The organism is Marinicauda salina (assembly GCF_003122085.1).
GTDB classification, from domain to species: Bacteria; Pseudomonadota; Alphaproteobacteria; order Caulobacterales; family Maricaulaceae; genus Maricicauda_A; species Maricicauda_A salina.
The window spans coordinates 106,567-125,741 of the sequence record NZ_QEXV01000006.1 but is presented as its reverse complement, the minus strand read 5'-3'; the positions used below and the strand labels follow the sequence as shown (position 1 = coordinate 125,741).

The 19,175-nt window shown below is 68.8% G+C and carries 17 protein-coding genes and 3 tRNA genes; 17 read left to right on the top strand and 3 right to left on the bottom strand.

Going from position 1 to position 19,175, the window contains the following annotated elements; all coding sequences use genetic code 11:
• Window positions 1-3 precede the first annotated feature (3 nt).
• Entirely contained in the window at window positions 4-597 is a 594-nt protein-coding gene (locus tag DDZ18_RS12490; protein WP_109253733.1) for a YkgJ family cysteine cluster protein, read from the top strand.
• On the opposite strand, the gene DDZ18_RS12485 is transcribed toward DDZ18_RS12490, so the two are convergent.
• On the bottom strand, window positions 592-2,250 hold the full coding sequence (locus tag DDZ18_RS12485; RefSeq protein WP_109253732.1) for an acyl-CoA dehydrogenase family protein: 1,659 nt from the start codon (window positions 2,248-2,250) through the stop codon (window positions 592-594). The two genes, DDZ18_RS12490 and DDZ18_RS12485, sit on opposite strands and share 6 nt — an antisense overlap.
• 58 nt (window positions 2,251-2,308) lie before the next feature.
• The gene (locus DDZ18_RS12480) at window positions 2,309-3,103 is read right to left on the bottom strand and encodes a TrmH family RNA methyltransferase (protein ID WP_109253731.1); all 795 of its coding nucleotides are present in this window, start codon (window positions 3,101-3,103) and stop codon (window positions 2,309-2,311) included.
• 101 nt (window positions 3,104-3,204) lie between these two features.
• Here DDZ18_RS12480 and DDZ18_RS12475 point away from each other — a divergent pair.
• The 3 genes from DDZ18_RS12475 to DDZ18_RS12465 all read left to right on the top strand — a co-directional run bounded on the left by DDZ18_RS12475 (window position 3,205) and on the right by DDZ18_RS12465 (window position 4,419).
• Window positions 3,205-3,290: transfer RNA gene (locus DDZ18_RS12475), tRNA-Tyr, on the top strand.
• A 150-nt stretch (window positions 3,291-3,440) separates the two neighbouring features.
• Window positions 3,441-3,514 (top strand) — tRNA-Gly (locus tag DDZ18_RS12470).
• Window positions 3,515-3,615: 101 nt separating this feature from the next.
• Window positions 3,616-4,419 (top strand): hypothetical protein, encoded by an 804-nt coding sequence (locus DDZ18_RS12465; RefSeq protein WP_109253730.1) that lies wholly within the window; start codon window positions 3,616-3,618, stop codon window positions 4,417-4,419.
• Window positions 4,420-4,436: 17 nt separating this feature from the next.
• Here DDZ18_RS12465 and DDZ18_RS12460 read toward each other — a convergent pair whose 3' ends face one another.
• Window positions 4,437-5,009 (bottom strand): DUF7010 family protein, encoded by a 573-nt coding sequence (locus DDZ18_RS12460; RefSeq protein WP_109253729.1) that lies wholly within the window; start codon window positions 5,007-5,009, stop codon window positions 4,437-4,439.
• 269 nt (window positions 5,010-5,278) lie between these two features.
• On the opposite strand from DDZ18_RS12460, the gene tuf reads away from it, so the two are divergent.
• The 13 genes from tuf to rplL all read left to right on the top strand — a co-directional run bounded on the left by tuf (window position 5,279) and on the right by rplL (window position 19,042).
• A complete protein-coding gene (gene tuf / locus DDZ18_RS12455; protein ID WP_109253712.1) occupies window positions 5,279-6,454 on the top strand; it encodes an elongation factor Tu in 1,176 nt (391 codons plus the stop codon).
• Between the two features lie 155 nt (window positions 6,455-6,609).
• Window positions 6,610-7,371, top strand: a complete 762-nt coding sequence (locus DDZ18_RS12450) for a 2OG-Fe(II) oxygenase (RefSeq protein ID WP_109253728.1) — start codon at window positions 6,610-6,612, stop codon at window positions 7,369-7,371.
• A 47-nt stretch (window positions 7,372-7,418) separates the two neighbouring features.
• A complete protein-coding gene (locus tag DDZ18_RS12445) occupies window positions 7,419-9,497 on the top strand; it encodes a tetratricopeptide repeat-containing sulfotransferase family protein (protein WP_109253727.1) in 2,079 nt (692 codons plus the stop codon).
• Window positions 9,497-11,299, top strand: coding sequence for a tetratricopeptide repeat protein (locus DDZ18_RS12440; RefSeq protein ID WP_109253726.1), 1,803 nt, complete (start codon window positions 9,497-9,499; stop codon window positions 11,297-11,299). The genes DDZ18_RS12445 and DDZ18_RS12440 overlap by 1 nt, the downstream gene beginning before the upstream one ends.
• A 206-nt stretch (window positions 11,300-11,505) precedes the next feature.
• A complete protein-coding gene (locus tag DDZ18_RS12435) occupies window positions 11,506-14,343 on the top strand; it encodes a TonB-dependent receptor domain-containing protein (protein WP_109253725.1) in 2,838 nt (945 codons plus the stop codon).
• Between the two features lie 131 nt (window positions 14,344-14,474).
• Window positions 14,475-15,443: a class I SAM-dependent methyltransferase gene (locus tag DDZ18_RS12430; RefSeq protein WP_109253724.1), complete on the top strand. Its 969-nt coding sequence runs from the start codon at window positions 14,475-14,477 to the stop codon at window positions 15,441-15,443.
• Window positions 15,444-15,572: 129 nt separating this feature from the next.
• A tRNA-Trp gene (locus DDZ18_RS12425) sits at window positions 15,573-15,648 on the top strand.
• 24 nt (window positions 15,649-15,672) lie between these two features.
• Complete coding sequence (gene secE / locus DDZ18_RS12420) at window positions 15,673-15,972, top strand: preprotein translocase subunit SecE (RefSeq protein WP_233245835.1); 300 nt, start codon at window positions 15,673-15,675, stop codon at window positions 15,970-15,972.
• 6 nt (window positions 15,973-15,978) lie between these two features.
• Window positions 15,979-16,512 (top strand): transcription termination/antitermination protein NusG, encoded by a 534-nt coding sequence (gene nusG / locus DDZ18_RS12415; protein WP_109253722.1) that lies wholly within the window; start codon window positions 15,979-15,981, stop codon window positions 16,510-16,512.
• A gap of 127 nt (window positions 16,513-16,639) precedes the next feature.
• Window positions 16,640-17,068, top strand: coding sequence for a 50S ribosomal protein L11 (rplK, locus tag DDZ18_RS12410; RefSeq protein ID WP_109253721.1), 429 nt, complete (start codon window positions 16,640-16,642; stop codon window positions 17,066-17,068).
• Between the two features lie 5 nt (window positions 17,069-17,073).
• Window positions 17,074-17,781: a 50S ribosomal protein L1 gene (gene rplA, locus DDZ18_RS12405; RefSeq protein ID WP_109253720.1), complete on the top strand. Its 708-nt coding sequence runs from the start codon at window positions 17,074-17,076 to the stop codon at window positions 17,779-17,781.
• Window positions 17,782-18,094: 313 nt separating this feature from the next.
• Window positions 18,095-18,610 (top strand): 50S ribosomal protein L10, encoded by a 516-nt coding sequence (gene rplJ / locus DDZ18_RS12400; protein ID WP_109253719.1) that lies wholly within the window; start codon window positions 18,095-18,097, stop codon window positions 18,608-18,610.
• A 54-nt stretch (window positions 18,611-18,664) separates the two neighbouring features.
• Complete coding sequence (rplL, locus tag DDZ18_RS12395; RefSeq protein WP_109253718.1) at window positions 18,665-19,042, top strand: 50S ribosomal protein L7/L12; 378 nt, start codon at window positions 18,665-18,667, stop codon at window positions 19,040-19,042.
• Window positions 19,043-19,175: the final 133 nt, after the last annotated feature.

The following is a 19,175-nucleotide window of genomic DNA, read 5'->3' as shown; positions in this document are numbered from 1 at the left end:
CGCATGCAGCGCGACGACGCGTTCTCCTATGTCTGCAACGCCTGCAATCGGTGCTGTCGCGGCAAGATCATCCAGATCAACCCTTATGAACTCGCCCGGCTTGCGCGCCGGCTGGGCGTGAGCGCGTCCAAGTTCGTCGAGCGCTATACCGATGACGGCGTCCGGCTGAAGCGCGACGAGACCGGGACCTGCGTTTTCCTCGGCGAGGCTGGCTGCACGGTTCATCCCGACCGCCCGCTGGTATGCCGGCTCTATCCGCTGGGCCGAATCGTGGGGTCGCAGGGCGAGCGCTTCGAACACATGACGCCCCATCCCGAGACCGAAGGCGTCTACGGGGCGGACGGCCGGATCGCGGACTATCTCGAACAGCAGGGCGCGGAACCCTACATGGCCGCCGCCGACGCCTATTACGCGCTCTATCGCGATCTCTCGATCGGTGAGGGCGAAGGCGCGGAGGCCGAGCCCGAAGACTTCCTCGATCTCGAAGGTTTCGTCGCGCGCGAGTGCGAACGCCGCGGCGAGCCTGTCCCGGAAACCCTGGAGGAGCGCGCCGAACTCCACGCTCGCTGGCTGGCCGAGCGCTTCACCGGGTCATGACGACAGCCGCGCGCGGGCGATGAGCGCCTCCTCGTCGATCGCGGCTTCGCCAGCGCCCAGCATGGTCGAGCACTCCGCGATCTTCCGCGCGACATAGGCCTCCGCGGCGGGCTCCAGCCCGGCGCGGTAGAGCGCTGCGGCGGCGAGCGCATGGGCGGCGAGTTCGGCGAAGCGGCGGGCGTCGGCTTCCCCGATCCCGGAGGCGACCATCTTCTCGAGGCCCGCCAGCCGTTCGTCGAGCGCGGGATGGCGGCCCGCCGCGCCGGCGAGTTCGGCGCGCAGCGCCTCGCGAGCGTTCTCGTCGCGGCCGAGCGCGCGCAGCGTGTCGAGCGCGATGACGTTGCCCGAGCCCTCCCAGATCGCGTTGAGCGGGCTCTGCCGGAAGATTCGGGGCAGGGGGTGCTCCTCGACATAGCCCGCGCCGCCGTGGGCCTCCATCGCCTCGTAGGCGAGATACGGCGCGCGCTTGCAGATCCAGTATTTCGCGATCGGCGTGAGGATGCGCGACAGGGCGCGCTCGTGATCGTCGGCTTCGGCCCTGTCGAAGCTCTCGGTGACGCGGAAGGCGAGCGCCAGCGCGGCCTCGGCCTCGAGCGCGAGATCGGCCAGCACGGCGCGCATGAGCGGCTGGTCGATGAGCCGGCGCTGGAAGGCCGCGCGCCGGTCGGCGTGCCAGACCGACATCGCCGCGACCTGGCGGATCAGGCCCGCCGAGCCCGCCAGGCAGTCGAGTCGGGTGTGGTTGACCATCTCGATGATGGTGCGCACCCCGCGGCCGGGCTCGCCCACGCGCTTGGCCCAGGCCTGCTTGTACTCGATCTCGGAGGAGGCGTTGGAGCGATCGCCGAGCTTGTCCTTCAGGCGCTGGATCTCGATGGCGTTGCGCGTCCCGTCCGGGCGCCAGCGCGGGACGAGGAAGCAGGACAGGCCGGTTTCCGCGCCGCCTTCTTCATAGGCCAGCGTGAGGAAGCCGTCGGACATCGGCGCGGAACAGAACCATTTGTGACCGGTGAGCTCGACCTCGCCGTCGGCGTCGAGCGCCCGGGCCGTCGTCTCGTTGGCGCGCACGTCCGAGCCGCCCTGCTTTTCCGTCATAGCCATGCCGAGGGTGAGGCCGGCCTTCTCGCCATGCGGGATGAAGCGCGAGTCGTAGCGCGCTGCGGTGAGCCCCTCGATCCAGTCGCCGGTCCAGTCGGCGTGGCGCAGGGCGGGGATGGCCGCATAGGTCATCGACAGCGGACAGCACGTGCCCGCGTCGATCATGCCCTGGAGCATCAGCAGAACGGCGTGGGCGGTGTGGCCGCCCGATTCCGCCGTCCAGGCGATCGAGGAGACCTCGTTCGACAGGCCGAGCGCCATGAGCTGGTGATAGGCCGGGTGGAACTCGACCTCGTCGATGCGCCGGCCGTAGCGATCGAACGGCTTGAATTTCGGCGGGTTCTCGTTGGCCAGCCGGCCCCACTCGGTCGCCTCCTCGGAGCCGACGCGCGCGCCCAGCGCCGACAGGCGCTGCAGGTTGGGTCCGGCGCCGGCGCGCTCGGCGCCGTCGCGGAGCATGGCGTCGGCGTCGAACAGGTTCAGCCCGACCATCGGTTCGGACTGGTTGAAGACGGTGTGGGTGGCGAGCTCGGCGCGGGGATTGAGATGCGTCATGGGCGACATCAAACCCGCGCGTCGCGCGTCTGTCGATGGGCCGCGATGCCGCGGCGGCTCAATCCCGCGGATTGATGCGCGGGTCGCGCCGGGACGCCTCGTAGAGCGCGATCGCCGCGGCGTTGGAGACGTTGAGGCTCTCCATGCGCGGGCTCATCGGGATGCGCGCGAGCGCGTCGCAGTGATCCGCCACGCGCGGGCGCAGGCCCTTGTCCTCGGCGCCGAGCGCGATCACGAGGCCCGGCCCGGCGTGCGCCTCGACGAGGCTCTCCAGCGAGGCCTCGGCGTCGCCCGCAAGGCCGATCGCGACGCGGCCCGCCTCGCGCAGGCTCGCCAGCGTGTCGGCGATATTGGTCACGCGGACATGGCCGACGATCTCGGTCGCGCCGACGGCGGCCTTGCACACTGCGCCGAACAGCGGCGGCGACTTGCGGTCCTGCATGAGGATCGCGCGCGCTCCGAACGCGGCCGCCGAACGGAAGATCGCGCCCACATTGTGCGGGTCGGTGATCTGGTCGAGCACGACGAGCGCGCCGTGGGTCGGGTCCGCGACGGCCTGCAGCGGCTCGGGCGCGAGCGCGCCGACGCGCGCGGCGAATCCCTGGTGGACGGCGCCGGCGGGCAGGCGGCCCGCGATTCGGTCGGGATGATCGATCTCGGGCTCGGCGCCGGCGGGCAGGTCGGCTGCGGCGTTGCGCGTGACGTGCAGGGCGCGGACTTCGCGCCGCGGATTGGCCAGTGCGGCGAGGACCGCATGACGGCCCCAGATCCAGCCTTCCGACGGGGCGGCATGAGCGCCCGAACGGCGTGCTGCATCAGGGGATTTGTCGGTGTTGCGCCGCTCAGGGGCCATCAGTATAGTCCGCGCTCGATTCCGGAAGCGGCCTCGTTAGGACGGTGCGCGCAGCAGCGCAACATCGTTCGGCGGGGCGGTTTTTTTCGGGAGGCGCCCTTGGAGGGGTGGGAGAGTGGTTAAATCCACCAGACTGTAAATCTGGCGCCTTACGGCTACGTTGGTTCGAATCCAACCCCCTCCACCAGCCTTCCCCCGGATCCGGTCCGGGGTTCGGCCAGGCAAGCCCGCCAGCGGCTGCGAGCGAAGGCTGTCTCGCCGGAGCCGCGAGACGCGGACGTTCCGGCTCAGCGCTCTTGCATCCCGCGCGGAATGACGCCAAGAACGGCGGCGCAGAGCGGGCGTAGTTCAATGGTAGAACGTCAGCCTTCCAAGCTGAATATGTCGGTTCGATTCCGATCGCCCGCTCCAGCGCGCCGCAAGGCCTGATCGCGCCGCGCGACGCATTCGTCCCGGCCGGGATTCTCGTGTAGTATGGAATATACGCGAAGCTCGTGGCCGGGGAGCCGACGATGCCGTATCCGCGCGCTTATCTCTACGTGCTGGGGCTGATCGGCTTCGCCGTCTGGGCGTTCTGGCCGAGCTATTTCTCGGTGCTCGGAGAGGCGCCGACGGCGTTTCACGTCCACGGCATCACCGCGACGCTGTGGATGGGGCTCGTCGCCTGGCAGGCCTGGTCGATCCACAACAGGCATGCACGGCTCCACCGCCTGACCGGCAAGCTTAGCTTCCTGCTGATCCCCGCCTTCATCGCCGGCGGGATGATGGTCATCGAGTCCTTCCAGATGCGCCCCGGCGACCCCTTCGCCGCTGCGTACGGGATCCGGCTCAGCGCGATCGACGTGCTCGCGCTCGCCGCCTTCGCCTGGCTGACGGCGGGGGCGCTGCGCCACCGGGCCGACGTCGATCTGCATGCCCGCTACATGCTGGCGACGCCGCTTCTGCTGCTCGGGCCGATCTTCGCGCGCCTGTGCTCGCGCTACGTTCCCGGCCTGACGATCACTGGGGTCGAGGAGTTCCCGCGCTTCGTCTATTCGACGCACATCACGCAGGCCCTGACGGTGATCGTCGCGTTGATCCTCTATTCCCGGAGCCGGCCGGCGGGGCGGCCCTTCCTGATCGTCGCTGCGGTCGCGGCGCTGCAGAGCGTCGCTTTCGAGGCGGCCGCCGGCGTTGAGGCCTGGCGCGGGCTTCTGCAGGCATACGCCGGGCTGCCCACAGCCGCGATCATCGCCGCCGGGCTGCTGATCGGCGCCGTTGCGGTCTGGTTCGGGTGGACCCGCCCGGCGGCGACGAGCCCGGCGACGGCGGCCTGAGAGCGGACCCGCGCGCGTCAGGCGGGCTCGGGTTGGCCGCGGCCCCGGAGCGCAAGCTCGAGGGAGAACCCGATCGCGCTGAACGCATAAACCGCGGCCACGAAGGCGGGGACGGCGACGGCTTCGGATTGCGGATCGGGGAGGGCGATGACGATCGCGCACACGCCGAGCGTGCGCAGCGCGATGTGCGCGACGCCCACGCGGCTCTGATACATCCAGCCGACGATCGCCCAGATGGGCGCCGTCGACAGGCCGAGCGCCAGCGGAAACAGGTCGGGCGCCTGGCTGACCAGCGCGGCTGTCACCGGCCAGTGGAGATTGGCGCTGATGACTGCGGGGACGAGCGCGCCGTTGAGCGGCGAGCGCGTCTTCATGAACGGCGCGCGCAGCGGGCGCTGGAGCGCCACGGCGAGGGGGAAGATCAGCCCCAGGCTGGCGCAGCTGAGCATCATCCATTGTTCATAGGCGAGGATGCGGCCGGCCAACGCCAGGCCGGCCCAGACGAGCAGGCCCGCCACGGGCATGGGCAGACCGGCCTTGTTGGCCTGCATCAGCCGGCGACGCTCGGCGTCGAGAGTGGGCGCGTCCATGGGAGCCGTCCTTCATGTGTGAGGCGATGAAACAAGTACTTTGAAAAACAAAGCATCGATGCGCCACAAGGTCAAGGTCCGGGCCGCGGGAAACGGGAACGGCCGGCGCCGGGGGCGAGGCGGCGGGTTCGCCCTTGCCAAGCGCGGGCGCGGACGCTATGCCGCGCCCTCAGTTTTTCGCGGTGTGATGCGGTCCTTCCCTGATCAGTCGATCCGGGCTTGGTCCGGTCCTTCTCGCGGGTTCCTTCTCATCACGAGGATCGAAGGCCATGTCCAAGGAAAAGTTTGAGCGTACGAAGCCGCACGCGAACATCGGCACGGTGGGTCATGTCGACCATGGCAAGACGACGCTGACGGCTGCGATCACGAAGTATTTCGGCGATTTCCGCGCCTATGAGCAGATCGACGGCGCGCCGGAGGAGAAGGCGCGCGGGATCACGATCTCGACGGCGCACGTGGAGTACGAGACGGAGAACCGTCACTACGCCCACGTCGACTGCCCGGGCCACGCCGACTACGTGAAGAACATGATCACCGGGGCGGCCCAGATGGACGGGGCGATCCTGGTGGTTTCGGCCGCCGACGGTCCGATGCCGCAGACGCGCGAGCATATCCTGCTGGCCCGCCAGGTGGGCGTGCCCGCGCTGGTCGTGTTTCTGAACAAGGTCGACCAGGTCGACGATCCCGAGCTTCTCGAGCTCGTCGAGATGGAGGTGCGCGAGCTTCTGTCCTCGTACGACTTCCCGGGCGACGACATTCCGATCGTCGCGGGCTCGGCGCTTGCGGCGATGGAGGGACGCGATCCCGAGATCGGCGAGGAGAAGATCAAGGAGCTGATGGCGGCGGTCGACGACTACATCCCGACACCTGAGCGTCCGAAGGACCAGGACTTCCTGATGCCGATCGAGGACGTGTTCTCGATCTCGGGCCGGGGCACGGTGGTGACCGGCCGGGTCGAGCGCGGCGTGGTGAAGGTCGGCGACGAGATCGAGATCGTGGGCATCCGCGACACGGTCAAGACGACGTGCACGGGCGTGGAGATGTTCCGCAAGCTGCTCGACCAGGGCGAGGCGGGCGACAATGTCGGCGTTCTGCTTCGCGGCGTCGAGCGCGACGGCGTGGAGCGCGGCCAGGTTCTGGCCAAGCCGGGCTCGATCACGCCGCACAAGAAGTTCGAGTGCGAGGCCTATATCCTGACCAAGGAGGAGGGCGGCCGTCACACGCCGTTCTTCACCAACTACCGGCCGCAATTCTACTTCCGCACCACCGACGTGACCGGCGTGGTCACGCTGAAGTCGGGCACCGAGATGGTGATGCCCGGCGACAATGTGGAGCTGGAGGTCGAGCTGATCACGCCGATCGCGATGGAGGAGAAGCTCCGCTTCGCCATCCGCGAGGGCGGACGCACCGTCGGCGCCGGCGTCGTCTCGAAAATCATCGAGTAGGCGCGCGCCTCAAGGGCGTTTCGACAAGGCCGCCTCTCCGCAAGGAGGGGCGGCTTTTTCGTGGGCGCGGGCCGCGCGATTGCGCGGGCTGCTCGACAAGCGGTCGAGGCGGCGGCTATCGATGCCGGCGAAACAGTGCACCCACGAGGCCGCCGATGACGCGTGAAATCGATCTGAGGCTCAATCCCGAGCTCGATCCCGCTCCGTACGCCGACGCCTATGCGCGCGACAAGCTCGTGCGGATTCCCGACGTTCTGGAGCCCGAGTGCGCGAACGCGGTCGCCGATCTGCTCGAGCGCTCGATCGAGTGGCGGCTGGTGTTTCCCGAACCCTCGCCGAACCCGGGCGAGCGCGAGACGGTGGCCCGCCTGACCCGCAGCGACATCGCCGCGATGGGGCGCGAGGAGATGGCGCGGCGGATGCAGGGGGTCATGGAGCGCGCCCGCGACAATTACGGCTATCTCTACAACGCCTATCCGATGATCGAGGCGTATACGGGCGGTTGGGACGAGGGCCATCCGATCCACACCCTGACCGAATTCCTCAATTCGGAGGACTTCCTCGAGTTCGGCCGCCAGGTCATCGGCGTCGACAAGGTCACCAAGGCCGACGCTCAGGCGACCCTCTATACGCGGGGCAATTTCCTGACCCGGCATGTCGACGAAGGCCACGACAAGGAGCGCCGCGCCGCCTACACGTTCGGCTTCACCCGGCAGTGGCAGCCGGACTGGGGCGGCATGCTGATGCTCCTGAACGACGATCTCGACGCCAGCCGGGCGCTGCTCCCGCGGTTCAACGTCCTGTCGATTTTCGACGGATGCATGCTGCATGCGGTGAGCCCGGTCTCGCCGTTCGCCGGCGCCGGGCGCTACCAGATCACCGGTTGGTTCCGCGATGATCCGCCGTATCGCGGATGAGCGCGGCGTCGGTTAGTTTGAAGCATTGTTGACGAGGGGCCGGACACGTGTCGACGAGCAGTGAAGCCGTCCTGGAGCAGGCGAACGCGCTGCGTCTGCAGGGTGATCTCGACGGGGCGGCGGCGCTGTGCCGCCGGGTCCTCGAGGCGGAGCCCGAGCGCGCGCGCGCCCTGAGCCTGCTCGCGGCGTGTCTGGCCGAACAGGGCGACGCGGCGGCGGCGCGCGGCCCGATCGAACAGGCGCGCAGCCTCGACCCCGCCGATCCGATGGTGGCGCTCCACGAGTCCGTCGTCCTCGAGCAGGCCGAGGGCGTGGGCGCGGCGCTGGCGGCGGCCGAACGCGCGAGCGAGCTCGGCCCCGACCGGTTCGAGACGTGGGGGCGGCGCGGCGATCTCGCCGGAAGGGCGGGGCGGTTCGATGAAGCCGCGACCGCGCTCGAGCGCGCCGCCCGGCTCAATCCCGACCATCCCGGCGTCGCGCTCAGGCTCGCCGGCGCGAAGCTCGAGGTTGGCGACCGTGCCGGCGCGGCGGCGGCGCTGGATCTGTACGAACGCCAGGCGCCCGAGACGCCCGACAGCTTGCGGATTCGCGTGGAGCTCCTGCTGCACGCCTCGGATTGGCGGGCCATGGCCGATCGCGCCGAGGCCTGGCTCGCCCAGGAGCCGGGCTCCACCGAGGCCCGCGGCGCGCTGGCGTATGCGCTGGGCCAGCTGGGCTATTACGACAAGGCCTCGCGAATCTTCGGCGAGGTGCTCGCGGTCGAGCCGGACAATGCGGAGCACCACGCCGCGCTCGGCCGGCTGCGCCTCGGCGCGCGCGACATGGAGGAGGCGCGGGCGTGTTTCGACCGCGCGCTCGAGCTGGACCCCGAATGCGCGGAGGCGGCGTTCGGCAAGGCGCGGCTGCTTACATTCCTGGGCGATCTCGATGCGGCCGCGGAGATGTGCCGGCGCACGCTGGCGATCGACTCCGGCCATCTGGAGGCGATGGGCCAGCTGGGCGAGGTTTCGGGCGGCCGGCTGACGGATGACGAGCTGACGCACCTGGAGGGCCTCGTCGCCGACGAGCGCATCGCCGCGGACAAGCGCGCAATCGGCTTGTTCGCGCTCGGCGACGCCCGGCGGCGGCGCGGGGAGCCGGCGGCGGCGTTCGATGCGTGGCGACAGGCCAATGCGCTCAAGGCGTCGCTCGTCTCGCCGACGCGTCCGGGCTACGACCCCGCCGCGCAGGAGGTGCGCCGGGCGACAATCGAACGCCTGTTCCCGGCGCCCGCCCCGCGTTCGGCGGCGCCGGATTCCGCGCGTCCGACGCCGATCTTCATCGTCGGCATGCCGCGGTCCGGAACGACCCTGCTGGAGGCGGCGATCTCGGCCCACAGCCAGGTCGCGCCCGGCGGCGAGCTGCCGAACCTGCCCTACATCCTCGACCAGGTGCTGGACTGGGCGGAGCGGACCGGCTGGACGGGCGGGGCGATTCCCGAGGCGGAGGCGGAGCGCTGGCGCGATCTCTATTTCCGCCAGTACGAGCGGTTCGGGGTGGGCGACGCCCGCTTCGTGACCGACAAGCAGCCCTCCAACTTCGAGAGCGCGGGGCTGATCGCGGCGCTGTTTCCCGACGCCCCGATCCTGCACATCCGTCGCGATCCCGTGGAGACCGGCTTCTCGATCTACCGCCGCAATTTCTCGCAGCAATGGCCGTTCGCCGACCGGCTCGATCACATCGCGCACTATTACGGCCAGTACGCGCGGATGACGGCGCACTGGGACGCGGCGATGCCCGGGCGGGTGAGCTTCATCCAGTACGAGGATCTCGTCGACGACTTCGAGCCGATGCTGCGCGGCGTGCTCGACGCGGCCGGGCTCGGCTTCGAGCCCCAGTGCCTCGAGTACTACAAGGTCGAACGTCCGGTGATGACGTTCTCAGCTTCCCAGGTCCGCAAGCCGCCGTCGCCGGAGCACAAGTCGAGCACGGGGCCCTATCGCGAGCAGCTCGGGGAATTGATCGAGGCGCTTCGCGAGCGGAACATCGATCTCGAGACGGGCGCCTGGCTCGACGCGCCGGCGCCGCCGGCGGCGATCCTGGCGCCGGGCGCCCGGGCGATGCGCACGCTGCGGGAAGTGTTCTGATGGCGACTGCGGACGCGATGGCGGCGCTCAACGAGGCCGCGCGCCTGTTCCAGGCGGGCGACCCCGACGCGGCGCGGCGGCTCTGCGAGACGATCCTGCGCGAGCGGCCGGGCGAGGTGGAGGCGCGGCACCTGCGCGCCATGGCGCTGGGGCGTCTCGGGCGGGTCGAGGAATCCGCCGCCGATTTCCGCAAGGCGGCCGACGGGCACGCCCAGCCCCATGTGATCCTCACGAACCTCGGCAACATGCTGCGCCGCGCGGGGCGGTTTGAGGAGGCCGAGCAGGCTTACGCCGACGCCGTCGCCAAAGCCCCGGAGCATGTGGACGCGCTCGCCGCGCTGGCCTCGGTCCGGTTCGCGCTCGGCAAGCATGAAGCGGCCCGCGCGGCGGCGGACTCCGTGCTGGCTCGGGCGCCGGCGCACGCCGGCGCGCTGAACACGCTGGGGCTCGTCGCCGCCGCCGATGGCCGGGACGACGATGCGCTCGCCGCCTATGGTCGCGCGCTCGAGGCCAGGCCCGGCCTCGTCTCCGCGCTCACCAACCGGGGCGCGCTGCTGCGCCGGCTCGGCCGTCTCGACGACTCGCTCGCCGACCTGGATGCGGCGTGCCGCGCCGCGCCCGCGCAGGCGGAGTCTTGGCACCAGAAGGCGAACACCCTGCGCACGCTGGGGCGCATTCAGGACGCGAAGGCCGCCTTCACCGAGGCGCTGAAGCGCGCGCCGACGCGCGCGGACATTCACAGCGATTACGCCTCGATGCTCTGGGAGGCCGGCGAATCGGCGGGCTTTCTTTCGACGATCGACGCCGTTCTCACGCGTTCGCCGGAGCCCGGGCTGTGCAAGGCGAAAGCGCGCCTGGCGCTGCGTGCGGGGCGCAGCGAGACCGCGCTCAAGGCCGCGGAGGACGCGCTGAAGACTGCGCCCGACGACCCCGATGGGCTCGCGCTGCGCGGCGAGATCCGCCGGCTGGCGGGCGATCGGCCCGGCGGTCTCGACGATCTCCGGCGCGCGCACGCGCTGGCGCCGGAGGATTTCCACATCCGCCACGAGATGGTCGAGGCGCTGCTCGCCAGCGGCGCGTTCCAAGAGGCCGCCGCCGCGCTGGAGGGCGACGCGCCGCTCGAGCATCTGCAGCGCCACGTCGCGCTCAAGACCCTGGCGTGGCGGGCGCTGGACGACCCGCGCTACCGATTCTTCTGCGATTACGAGCGCTTCGCGGCGAAGCTCTTCATCGACACGCCGGCTGGCTATGACTCGATCGAGGCGTTCAACGCCGACCTGGCCGCGACCATCGAGGAGCTGCACGCCACCTCCGCCCAGCCGCTGGATCAGACCCTGTTCGGCGGGACACAGAGCGGCGGCCGTCTCTGGAATTTCCGCCGGCCGGCCATCGACGCGCTGCGCCAGTCGCTGATGGACGCTGCGCGGCGTTACGTGGCGGCCCTGCCGGACGATCCCGACCATCCCTTCCTGATGCGCAAGTCGGCCGACCTCAAGCTGACCGGAGCGTGGTCGGTGCGGCTGTTTTCCGGCGGCGGTCACGTCAATCACTACCACCCCGCCGGGTGGATCAGCGCGAGCTATTACGTCCAGGTGCCGCCCGAGATCGGCGAGCACAGCCGGGCGGGCTGGCTGCGCCTGGGCGAATCGGGCGTGCAGGGGCTCGATCTGCCGGCCGAGAAATGGATCCGGCCCGAGCCCGGATCGGCGATCTTCTTCCCCTCCTACATGTGGCACGGCGTCGAGCCGTTCGAGTCCGACGCGGTTCGCGTGACCGCGCCGTTCGACCTGTTGCCCGCGTGACCGCTAACCATGTGATGTTTTTGTCACGTCGCTCCGCATTCGCCTGATTCAAAGGGCGGTTTGGTTGACCCCGCCATCGTGGCGGAAATACCGTGCCGGCCAGATGTCCCGAATCCGCAAACGGGGTCATCGTCGAACCGACTCCTCCTGTCCGGGCGATATCCGGGTGTCGGGAGTTGTTATTGTTGATTAGCGGGGAGAAAAACATGTCCAAGAAGAGAGCACTGACCACTCAGCTGCTGTGCTCCTCGATGCTGACCGGGGCCGCCTTCGCGGCGCTTCCGGCCATGGCGTCGGCCCAGGAAGAGGCAGCTGACGAAGGTGACGTGATCCAGGTTACTGGTTCGCGCATCATCCGGACTGACACGATTGCTCCGAGCCCGGTCACGAACGTGTCCGAGGAGCTCATGGAGCTGAACAACGTCGTCAACACCGAAGACATCCTGAACTCGCTGCCGCAGCTGGTTCCGGCCTTCGACGCGACGTCGAACAACCCGGGTAACGGCACCGCCACGGCGAGCCTGCGCGGTCTCGGCACGACGCGGACGCTGGTCCTCGTCGACGGCACCCGCTTCGTCGGTTCCGGCGCCGCCAACGTGGTCGACCTCAACAACATCCCCGCCGCGCTCGTCGAGAACATCGACGTCGTGACCGGCGGCGCCTCGGCCGTTTACGGTTCGGACGCTGTCGCGGGCGTTGTGAACTTCATCCTGAAGGACGACTTCGAAGGCGTCGAGCTGAACGCCTCGCACGAGTTCTCGACCGAGGAAGGCGACGCTCAGATCACCGATATCTCGGCGGTCATGGGCGGCAACTTCGACAACGGTCGCGGCAATGTCGTCATCCACGCCGGCTACACGCATCGTGAGCAGGTGCTGCAGGGCGATCGCGACTTCTCGAGCCTGACCTTCTTCGATCCGGGCCCCGGCAACGCGGCCGACGGCTTCATCGAAGGCGGTTCGTCGAACGCCGTCGGCGGCCGCTGGCTCGGACCGGGCTTCTGCTGCTACGACCGTCACATCACCGAGACCGGCGATGTGAAGGACTTCGACGTCCCGGGCGATCTGTACAACTACGCCCCGCCGAACTTCCTGCAGCTCCCGCAGGAGCGGCACGCGATCTCGGCGTTCGGCAATTACGAGATCAACCGGCACTTCGAGCTGTACGGCCGGATGATGTTCTCCAACAACGTCGTCGAGTCGAAGCTCGCCAACACGCCGACCGGCGTGATCGGGATCACCGTCCACAACGACAACCCGCTGATCCCGGGCGACCTGCTGACCGACATCGTGGCCGGCGGCGACAACGGCGACGGCACGTCCGACCTGCTCTTCCTGCGTCGTATGCTGGAGCTGGACGATCGCGCCTATCTGCGTGACACGAACACCTTCCAGGGTGTGTTCGGCATGCGCGGCGAGCTGAACGAAGACTGGTCGTACGACGTCTTCTACAACTTCTCGCGTTCGTCGGTCGCTCAGGCCCTGAACGGCAACATCTCCACGTCTGCCCTGCAGCTGGCGGTGCTCTGCGACGGTGGCCCGACGGCCAGCACGCTCAGCCAGTGCGCGGGCGTTCCGGCCGCCAACATCTACGGCGAAACCACGCTGTCTGATGAGGCCGCCACGTTCATCCAGCGTGACGCGTCGCAGATCGACGTGATCGAGCAGAGCCAGTTCGTTGCGACGGTCAACGGTTCGCTGTCCGACTTCGCCTCGCCGTACGCCGATGCGGCGCCGGCGGTCGTGGCCGGCTTCGAGTACCGGGAAGCCACCGCGAACATCAAGCCCGACTCCGTGCTGGGCCCGGATGTCCGCGGCTTCAACCAGTCGCTGCCGATCCAGGGAGGCTTCGACGTCTATGAGTTCTTCGGCGAGGTGGACGTTCCGCTCGTCACGGGACAGCCGGGTGTCGAGAGCCTGAACTTCACGGGCGCGTTCCGTATCTCCGACTATTCCTCGGTCGGCGACACGCAGTCCTACGCGGCCGGTCTTGGCTGGGAGCCCGTCGAGGGCCTGCGCATCCGCGGCAACTACAACCGCGCTGTGCGTGCTCCGAACGTGGGCGACCTGTTCGCCCCGCTGACGAACGGCTTCCCGGGCGCGTCTGACCCGTGCTCCGGCGGTACGTTCGGCGGCTTCGACTCCGGCGTCATTGTCCAGAACTGCATCGACACCGGCGTTCCCGCCGGCCAGGTCGGCGCTGCGTTCCAGGGCAACGGCCAGATCGAGGCGCTGTTCGGCGGCAACCCGGACCTGACCGAGGAGACGGCCGACACCTTCACCATCGGTGCGGTGTGGCAGCCGGCTCAGGTCGACGGTCTGACGGTCCAGCTCGACTACTACAATATCGAGATCGAGGACGCGATTGCGACGGTGAGCCTGCAGAACCGTCTCAACGAGTGCTATCGTCTCGATATCCAGGAAGCGTGCGACATCTTCAACGGCGCGCGTGACCCGAGCTCGGGCGCGATCATCAACCCGTTCACGCCGAACCTGTCGGCCGCGAACGTGGCGAACCTGACCGCCGAGGGCGTCGACCTTCGCGTCGACTATCTCTGGGACGCCGAGCAGATCGGCCTGTCGCCGGATCTCGGTTCGTTCGGGCTGAACTACTACGCGACCTTCACGACCGAGAACAGCTTCGAGACCTCGCCGGCCGCCGGCGTGGTCGCCTGCGAAGGCACCTACGGTCAGGTCTGCGGCGAGCCGACGCCTGAGTACAAGCACCTGGCCCAGGCCAGCTGGTACTTCGGCCGTCTGACGACCAGCATTCGCTGGCGTCACATCGGCGAGGTCACGGCGGACGCGACCACGCTTCCGCAGGTCAGCGACCTCTCCGACGACATCGAGGGCACCAACTACTTCGACGTGACCCTGGGTTACGACGTGAACGACAACGCGCGTGTCACGCTCGGCATCCAGAACGTCGCGGACGAAGATCCGCCGGTGCTCGGCTCGACGGCGAGCGAGCAGGCCAACACCTGGCCGGCGACGTACGATCCGTTCGGTCGTCGTCTGTTCCTCGGCGCGTCGCTGCGCTTCTAAGCAGCACGCCCAAGGGCGAAACTGGGAATGGCGGGCCTTCGGGCCCGCCATTTTCTTTTTGGGGCGGTGGCCCCGCGGGATCGTCCCGGTATAGTCCGCCGTCCGGGGAGGCGGCGCGGACGGATCGCGGGATGGCCGAAAGTTACGAGAAGTCCTGGTCCGATTACTGGCGCGACGCCGGCGCGGACGCGCAGGCCATCACCGGCGCCGAGCCCGGCGGCGCGCTTGCACGATATTGGCGGGACTTCTTCCTCGACGAATTCGGCCGGCGCGACGCGGCGCGCGTCGTCGACCTGGCGAGCGGGGCGGGCGTCGCTGCCCGCGAGGCCGTGGCGGCGGCCAGCGAGACCGGCTGCGCGACCGCGGTGATCTGCTCGGACATTTCACAAGATGCGCTCGCGCAGGCCGCGCGAAGCTTCCCCGGTCCCGGCGTCGGATACGTTGTCGCCGACGCCGGGCGAGCGCCCTACGTCGCCGGCGCTTTCGACCTGGTCGTGAGCCAGTTCGGGATCGAGTACGCCGGGCTCGACGCGCTGCGCGCCGCGACGGACCTTGTCGCGCCGGGCGGCGCGGCGGCGTTCGTCGCGCACCTGGCCGACGGCGCGATCGCCCGGGAGTGCGCCGGCAATCTCGCGGTGCTTGACGCGCTGCAGGATGCGGAGCTCGTCGCCCGCGTGGAGACCCTGATCGACACGGCGTTCCGCGTCGACGCCGGCCGCGCCGACGCTTCCGGGCTGGCGGCCGCCGAACAGGCGGTGCGCGACGCGGCGGGCCGGGTCTCGCAGGTCATGGAAGCGCAGGGTCCGGGCGGAGGCGCGGCCTTCGCGGGCCAGCTCATTCCGGCGATGGAGACGCTGTATCAGCGCCGGGCGCGTTATGACCGCAAGGACATCGCGGCGTGGCTCTCCCACCAGGCCGGCGCGATCGAGGCCTATGCCGGGCGCATGCGCTCGATGATCGAGGCCGCGATCGACGAGACCGAAATGGCCGAGATCCGGGCGGCGTTCCAGTGCGCGGATTTCTCCTCCGTCGAGGCCGAACCGATGGCGCTCAAGCCCGAGGGCGGGCCGGCGGCCTGGCGCTTTCTCGCGCGGCGCTGAAGAAATTTCGTCCGCCCCCTTTTCCTCGCGACGCGCGGGGAGTAAAAGGCCTGCTTCCAAGGACTGGCCCGCCCGGTCGCGTCGTGCTATCCGGCACGGCCCGGTCGGTCGCGGCCGGGCGTGTTTATTAGGGGTGTAGCTCAGCTGGTAGAGCGGCGGTCTCCAAAACCGCAGGTCGGGGGTTCGAGCCCCTCCGCCCCTGCCAGCTCCGGCGACGGACCTCGAGGACGTGAAAGCAAGCATGGCGCGACAAGGCAAAACCCGCCAGCCGGCGCGAACCGGCGCGAGCGGCAAGGGCGGCGCCGACGCCGCTCCCTCGGCGCCTGCGCGGAAGAAAACGACCAATCCGTTCAAGTTCCTGGGCGAAGTTCGTCAGGAAGGGCGCAAGGTCACCTGGACGTCGCGGCGCGAAACCATCATCTCGACGATCATGGTGGTCGTCATGGCGGCGTTCGCGGCGCTGTTCTTCTTTGTCGCCGACACCGCGATCTCGTTCGTCATCAATCTCTTGCTCGGACTGGGGGCCTGATCGGCGATGTCGGCCAAGTGGTACATCGTTCACGCCTACTCGAACTTCGAGAAGAAGGTCGCGGATTCGATTCGCGCCGAGGCTGCGATGAAGGGGCTCGAGGACAAGATCGAGGAGATTCTCGTCCCGACCGAGGAAGTCACCGAGGTGCGCAAGGGCCGCAAGGTCAACACCGAGCGCAAGTACTTCCCGGGCTACGTGCTGCTGAAGGCCGACCTGACGGACGATCTGTATCACCTCATCAAGAACACGCCGAAGGTCACCGGCTTCCTCGGCTCCGGCAAGCGTCCGCTGCCGGTGCCGGAGAAGGAAGTCCTGGCGATCATGGGCCAGATGGAGGAGGACGCCGAGCGTCCGCGCCCCACGGTCTCCTACGAGATCGGCGAGACGGTGCGCGTCATCGACGGCCACTTCCAGAGCTTCTCGGGCATCGTCGAGGAGGTCGACGAGGACCGCGCGGTGCTCAAGGTCGCGATCAACATTTTCGGTCGGCCCACGCCGGTCGAGCTCGAATACGGTCAGGTGGAGAAGAACGCCTGATCGTCAACTGACGCGGGAGGCCCCGGGAAAGTCCATTCCGGGGCCGCTTACCGCGTCGCCCCATGGCCGCTCCGGCGGCTGTCAGCAGGCGATCGGCCCGCGGGCGGATCGTAAGGAGAAGAGGGATATGGCGAAGAAGATCGCAGGTTACATCAACCTGCAGGTTCCCGCCGGCGCAGCCAATCCGTCGCCGCCCATCGGGCCGGCGCTCGGTCAGCGCGGCGTGAACATCATGGAATTCTGCAAGGCGTTCAACGCCAAGACTGAGGGGATGGAGAAGGGGATTCCGGTCCCGACCATCATCACGGTCTACCAGGACAAGTCGTTCACCTTCATCACGAAGACGCCGCCGGCGTCCTTCTATCTGAAGAAGGCGGCGAAGGTCGACAAGGGCTCCGGCGAGACCGGCTCGCAGACCGTGGGCAAGGTCAGCCGCGCCCAGTGCCGCGAGATCGCCGAGGCGAAGATGCCCGATCTCAACGCCGTGGATCTCGACGCAGCGACAAAGATCATCGAGGGCTCGGCCCGTTCGATGGGTCTGGAAGTGACGGAGTAGGGGCGATGGCGAAGATCGGAAAGAGACTGGCCGCCGCCCGCGAGGGCCTCGACCGCGAAGCCGCCCACGGCGTCGACGAGGCCGTCAAGCTGGTGAAGGAGCGCGCCAAGGCGAAGTTCGACGAAACCGTCGAGCTGGCCGTCAATCTGGGCGTCGATCCGCGTCACGCCGACCAGATGGTGCGCGGCGTGTGCGCGCTGCCGAACGGCACGGGCCGCTCGGCGCGCGTGGCGGTGTTCGCCAAGGGCCCGAAGGCCGAGGAGGCCGAGAAGGCCGGCGCCGAAGTCGTCGGCGCCGAGGACCTCGTCGAGCAGGTCCAGGGCGGCGAGATCAACTTCGACAAGGTGATCGCGACCCCGGACATGATGCCCCTGGTGGGCCGGCTCGGCAAAGTCCTCGGTCCGCGCGGCATGATGCCGAACCCGAAGGTCGGCACGGTGACGATGGACATCGCCAAGGCCGTCCAGGACGCCAAGGGCGGCGCGGTCGAGTTCCGCGTCGAGAAGACCGGGATCGTTCACGCCGGGATCGGCAAGGCGAGCTTCACCGAGGCGCAGCTGGCGGAGAATGTCCGCGCGCTCCTCGAGGCGCTGCTCAAGGCCAAGCCGTCCGGGGCCAAGGGCCAGTACATGAAGAAGATTTCGCTCAGCTCCACGATGGGGCCGAGCGTCAAGATCGACATCTCGGAAGCCTCCGCGCCGGTGGCGGCGTAGAGCTGACGAACACGCGTTTCCCGCGGGGCCGGTTCGCCGGCCGCGCGGGCGGGGAGGCCGAGGGCGCTATCGCGCCTGACGCCTTTCCAACCTGTCCGAGATCACAGGGGGCCGCCTCGCGGCGGACTTAATCCCGCAAGGGCCCTGGGTGAGACAGAGCGAGAAATCGATCAGGGCCGTTTCGCGGCCGGGTCGGTTCGAGCCCTGGGACAGGAATGCGCCGGAGGGCGCGCCTGATCCGCAAGGGAGACGGCGCGCCGGACGGCGTCTTCGGGAACCGTCCATGGGGGACGGTTCAGACAGGGAGACCGCAATGGAAAGACGCGCCAAGGAAGCCGCGGTCGAGGAGCTGAAGGATATCTTCTCCTCGACGGGCAGCGTGGTGATGGCCCGCTATTCGGGCCTGACCGTTGCGGAAATGACCGAGCTCCGCGGCAAGCTCCGCGAAGTCGGCGGCCGCCTGAAAGTGGTGCGCAACCGGCTCGCGAAGATCGCGCTGCAGGGCCAGAAGGGCGAGGGCGCGTCGGACCTGTTCGAGGGTCCGGTCGCGATCGCGTTCTCCGAGGATTTCACGGCCGCGCCGAAAGTCGCGGTCGAGTACGCCAAGGCGAACGACAACTTCGTCATCATCGGCGGCTTCATGGAGGAGGAGGTCTTCGACGACACGGGCGTCGTGAACCTCTCCAAGATGCCGTCGCGCGAGGAGCTCATCGCCTCCATCGCGGCCCGGCTCACCGGCCAGGCCTCGGAGGTCGCGAGCCGGCTCAACGCGCCGGGCGAGAAGCTCGCCTCGCAGATCCAGGCGATCGGCGAGCAGGCCGAAGGCTGAGGTCATTCTCCGCAATTCGAACCGACTAACTGCGAAACGCAAGGAACTGAAAAAATGGCTGATGTTGCGAAACTTGCCGACGAGCTGCTGGGCCTGACCATTCTGGAGGCCAAGGAGCTCAACGACATCCTCGAGGAAAAGGGCATCAAGGTCGCCGCTCCGGTGGCGGTCGCGGGCCCGGCGGCCGGCGGCGACGCCGGCGGCGAAGCCGCCGAGGAAAAGGACGAGTTCGACGTGATCCTCGTCAATGCGGGCGACAAGAAGATCAACGTGATCAAGGAAGTCCGCGCGATCACGGGTCTCGGCCTGAAGGAAGCCAAGGAACTGGTGGAAGCCGGCGGCAAGGCCGTCAAGGAAGGCGCCGCCAAGGACGAGGCCGAGGAAATGAAGAAGAAGCTCGAAGAGGCCGGAGCCCAGGTCGAGCTCAAATAGGCGAGGCCGGAGCCCCGATGCCGCGGGTTCCATCGCCATGAGGTTTCCGGCGGGCGTGCGGGACGGGAGTCCCGCGCGCCCGTCGGGCCGTTTTCAGAGTCAGTCCGCCGCTTCGTGTCATTCCGGAAGCGGC

Coding starts and splice junctions, on each gene's coding strand:
- rplL (WP_109253718.1), top strand. CDS start 18,665: ATGGCTGATGTTGCGAAACTTGCCGACGAGCTGCTGGGCCTGACCATT.
- DDZ18_RS12435 (WP_109253725.1), top strand. CDS start 11,506: ATGTCCAAGAAGAGAGCACTGACCACTCAGCTGCTGTGCTCCTCGATG.
- DDZ18_RS12465 (WP_109253730.1), top strand. CDS start 3,616: ATGCCGTATCCGCGCGCTTATCTCTACGTGCTGGGGCTGATCGGCTTC.
- DDZ18_RS12480 (WP_109253731.1), bottom strand. CDS start 3,103: ATGGCCCCTGAGCGGCGCAACACCGACAAATCCCCTGATGCAGCACGC.
- DDZ18_RS12430 (WP_109253724.1), top strand. CDS start 14,475: ATGGCCGAAAGTTACGAGAAGTCCTGGTCCGATTACTGGCGCGACGCC.
- rplA (WP_109253720.1), top strand. CDS start 17,074: ATGGCGAAGATCGGAAAGAGACTGGCCGCCGCCCGCGAGGGCCTCGAC.
- tuf (WP_109253712.1), top strand. CDS start 5,279: ATGTCCAAGGAAAAGTTTGAGCGTACGAAGCCGCACGCGAACATCGGC.
- DDZ18_RS12490 (WP_109253733.1), top strand. CDS start 4: ATGCAGCGCGACGACGCGTTCTCCTATGTCTGCAACGCCTGCAATCGG.
- nusG (WP_109253722.1), top strand. CDS start 15,979: ATGTCGGCCAAGTGGTACATCGTTCACGCCTACTCGAACTTCGAGAAG.
- DDZ18_RS12460 (WP_109253729.1), bottom strand. CDS start 5,009: ATGGACGCGCCCACTCTCGACGCCGAGCGTCGCCGGCTGATGCAGGCC.
- rplJ (WP_109253719.1), top strand. CDS start 18,095: ATGGAAAGACGCGCCAAGGAAGCCGCGGTCGAGGAGCTGAAGGATATC.
- DDZ18_RS12450 (WP_109253728.1), top strand. CDS start 6,610: ATGACGCGTGAAATCGATCTGAGGCTCAATCCCGAGCTCGATCCCGCT.
- DDZ18_RS12485 (WP_109253732.1), bottom strand. CDS start 2,250: ATGACGCATCTCAATCCCCGCGCCGAGCTCGCCACCCACACCGTCTTC.
- rplK (WP_109253721.1), top strand. CDS start 16,640: ATGGCGAAGAAGATCGCAGGTTACATCAACCTGCAGGTTCCCGCCGGC.
- DDZ18_RS12440 (WP_109253726.1), top strand. CDS start 9,497: ATGGCGACTGCGGACGCGATGGCGGCGCTCAACGAGGCCGCGCGCCTG.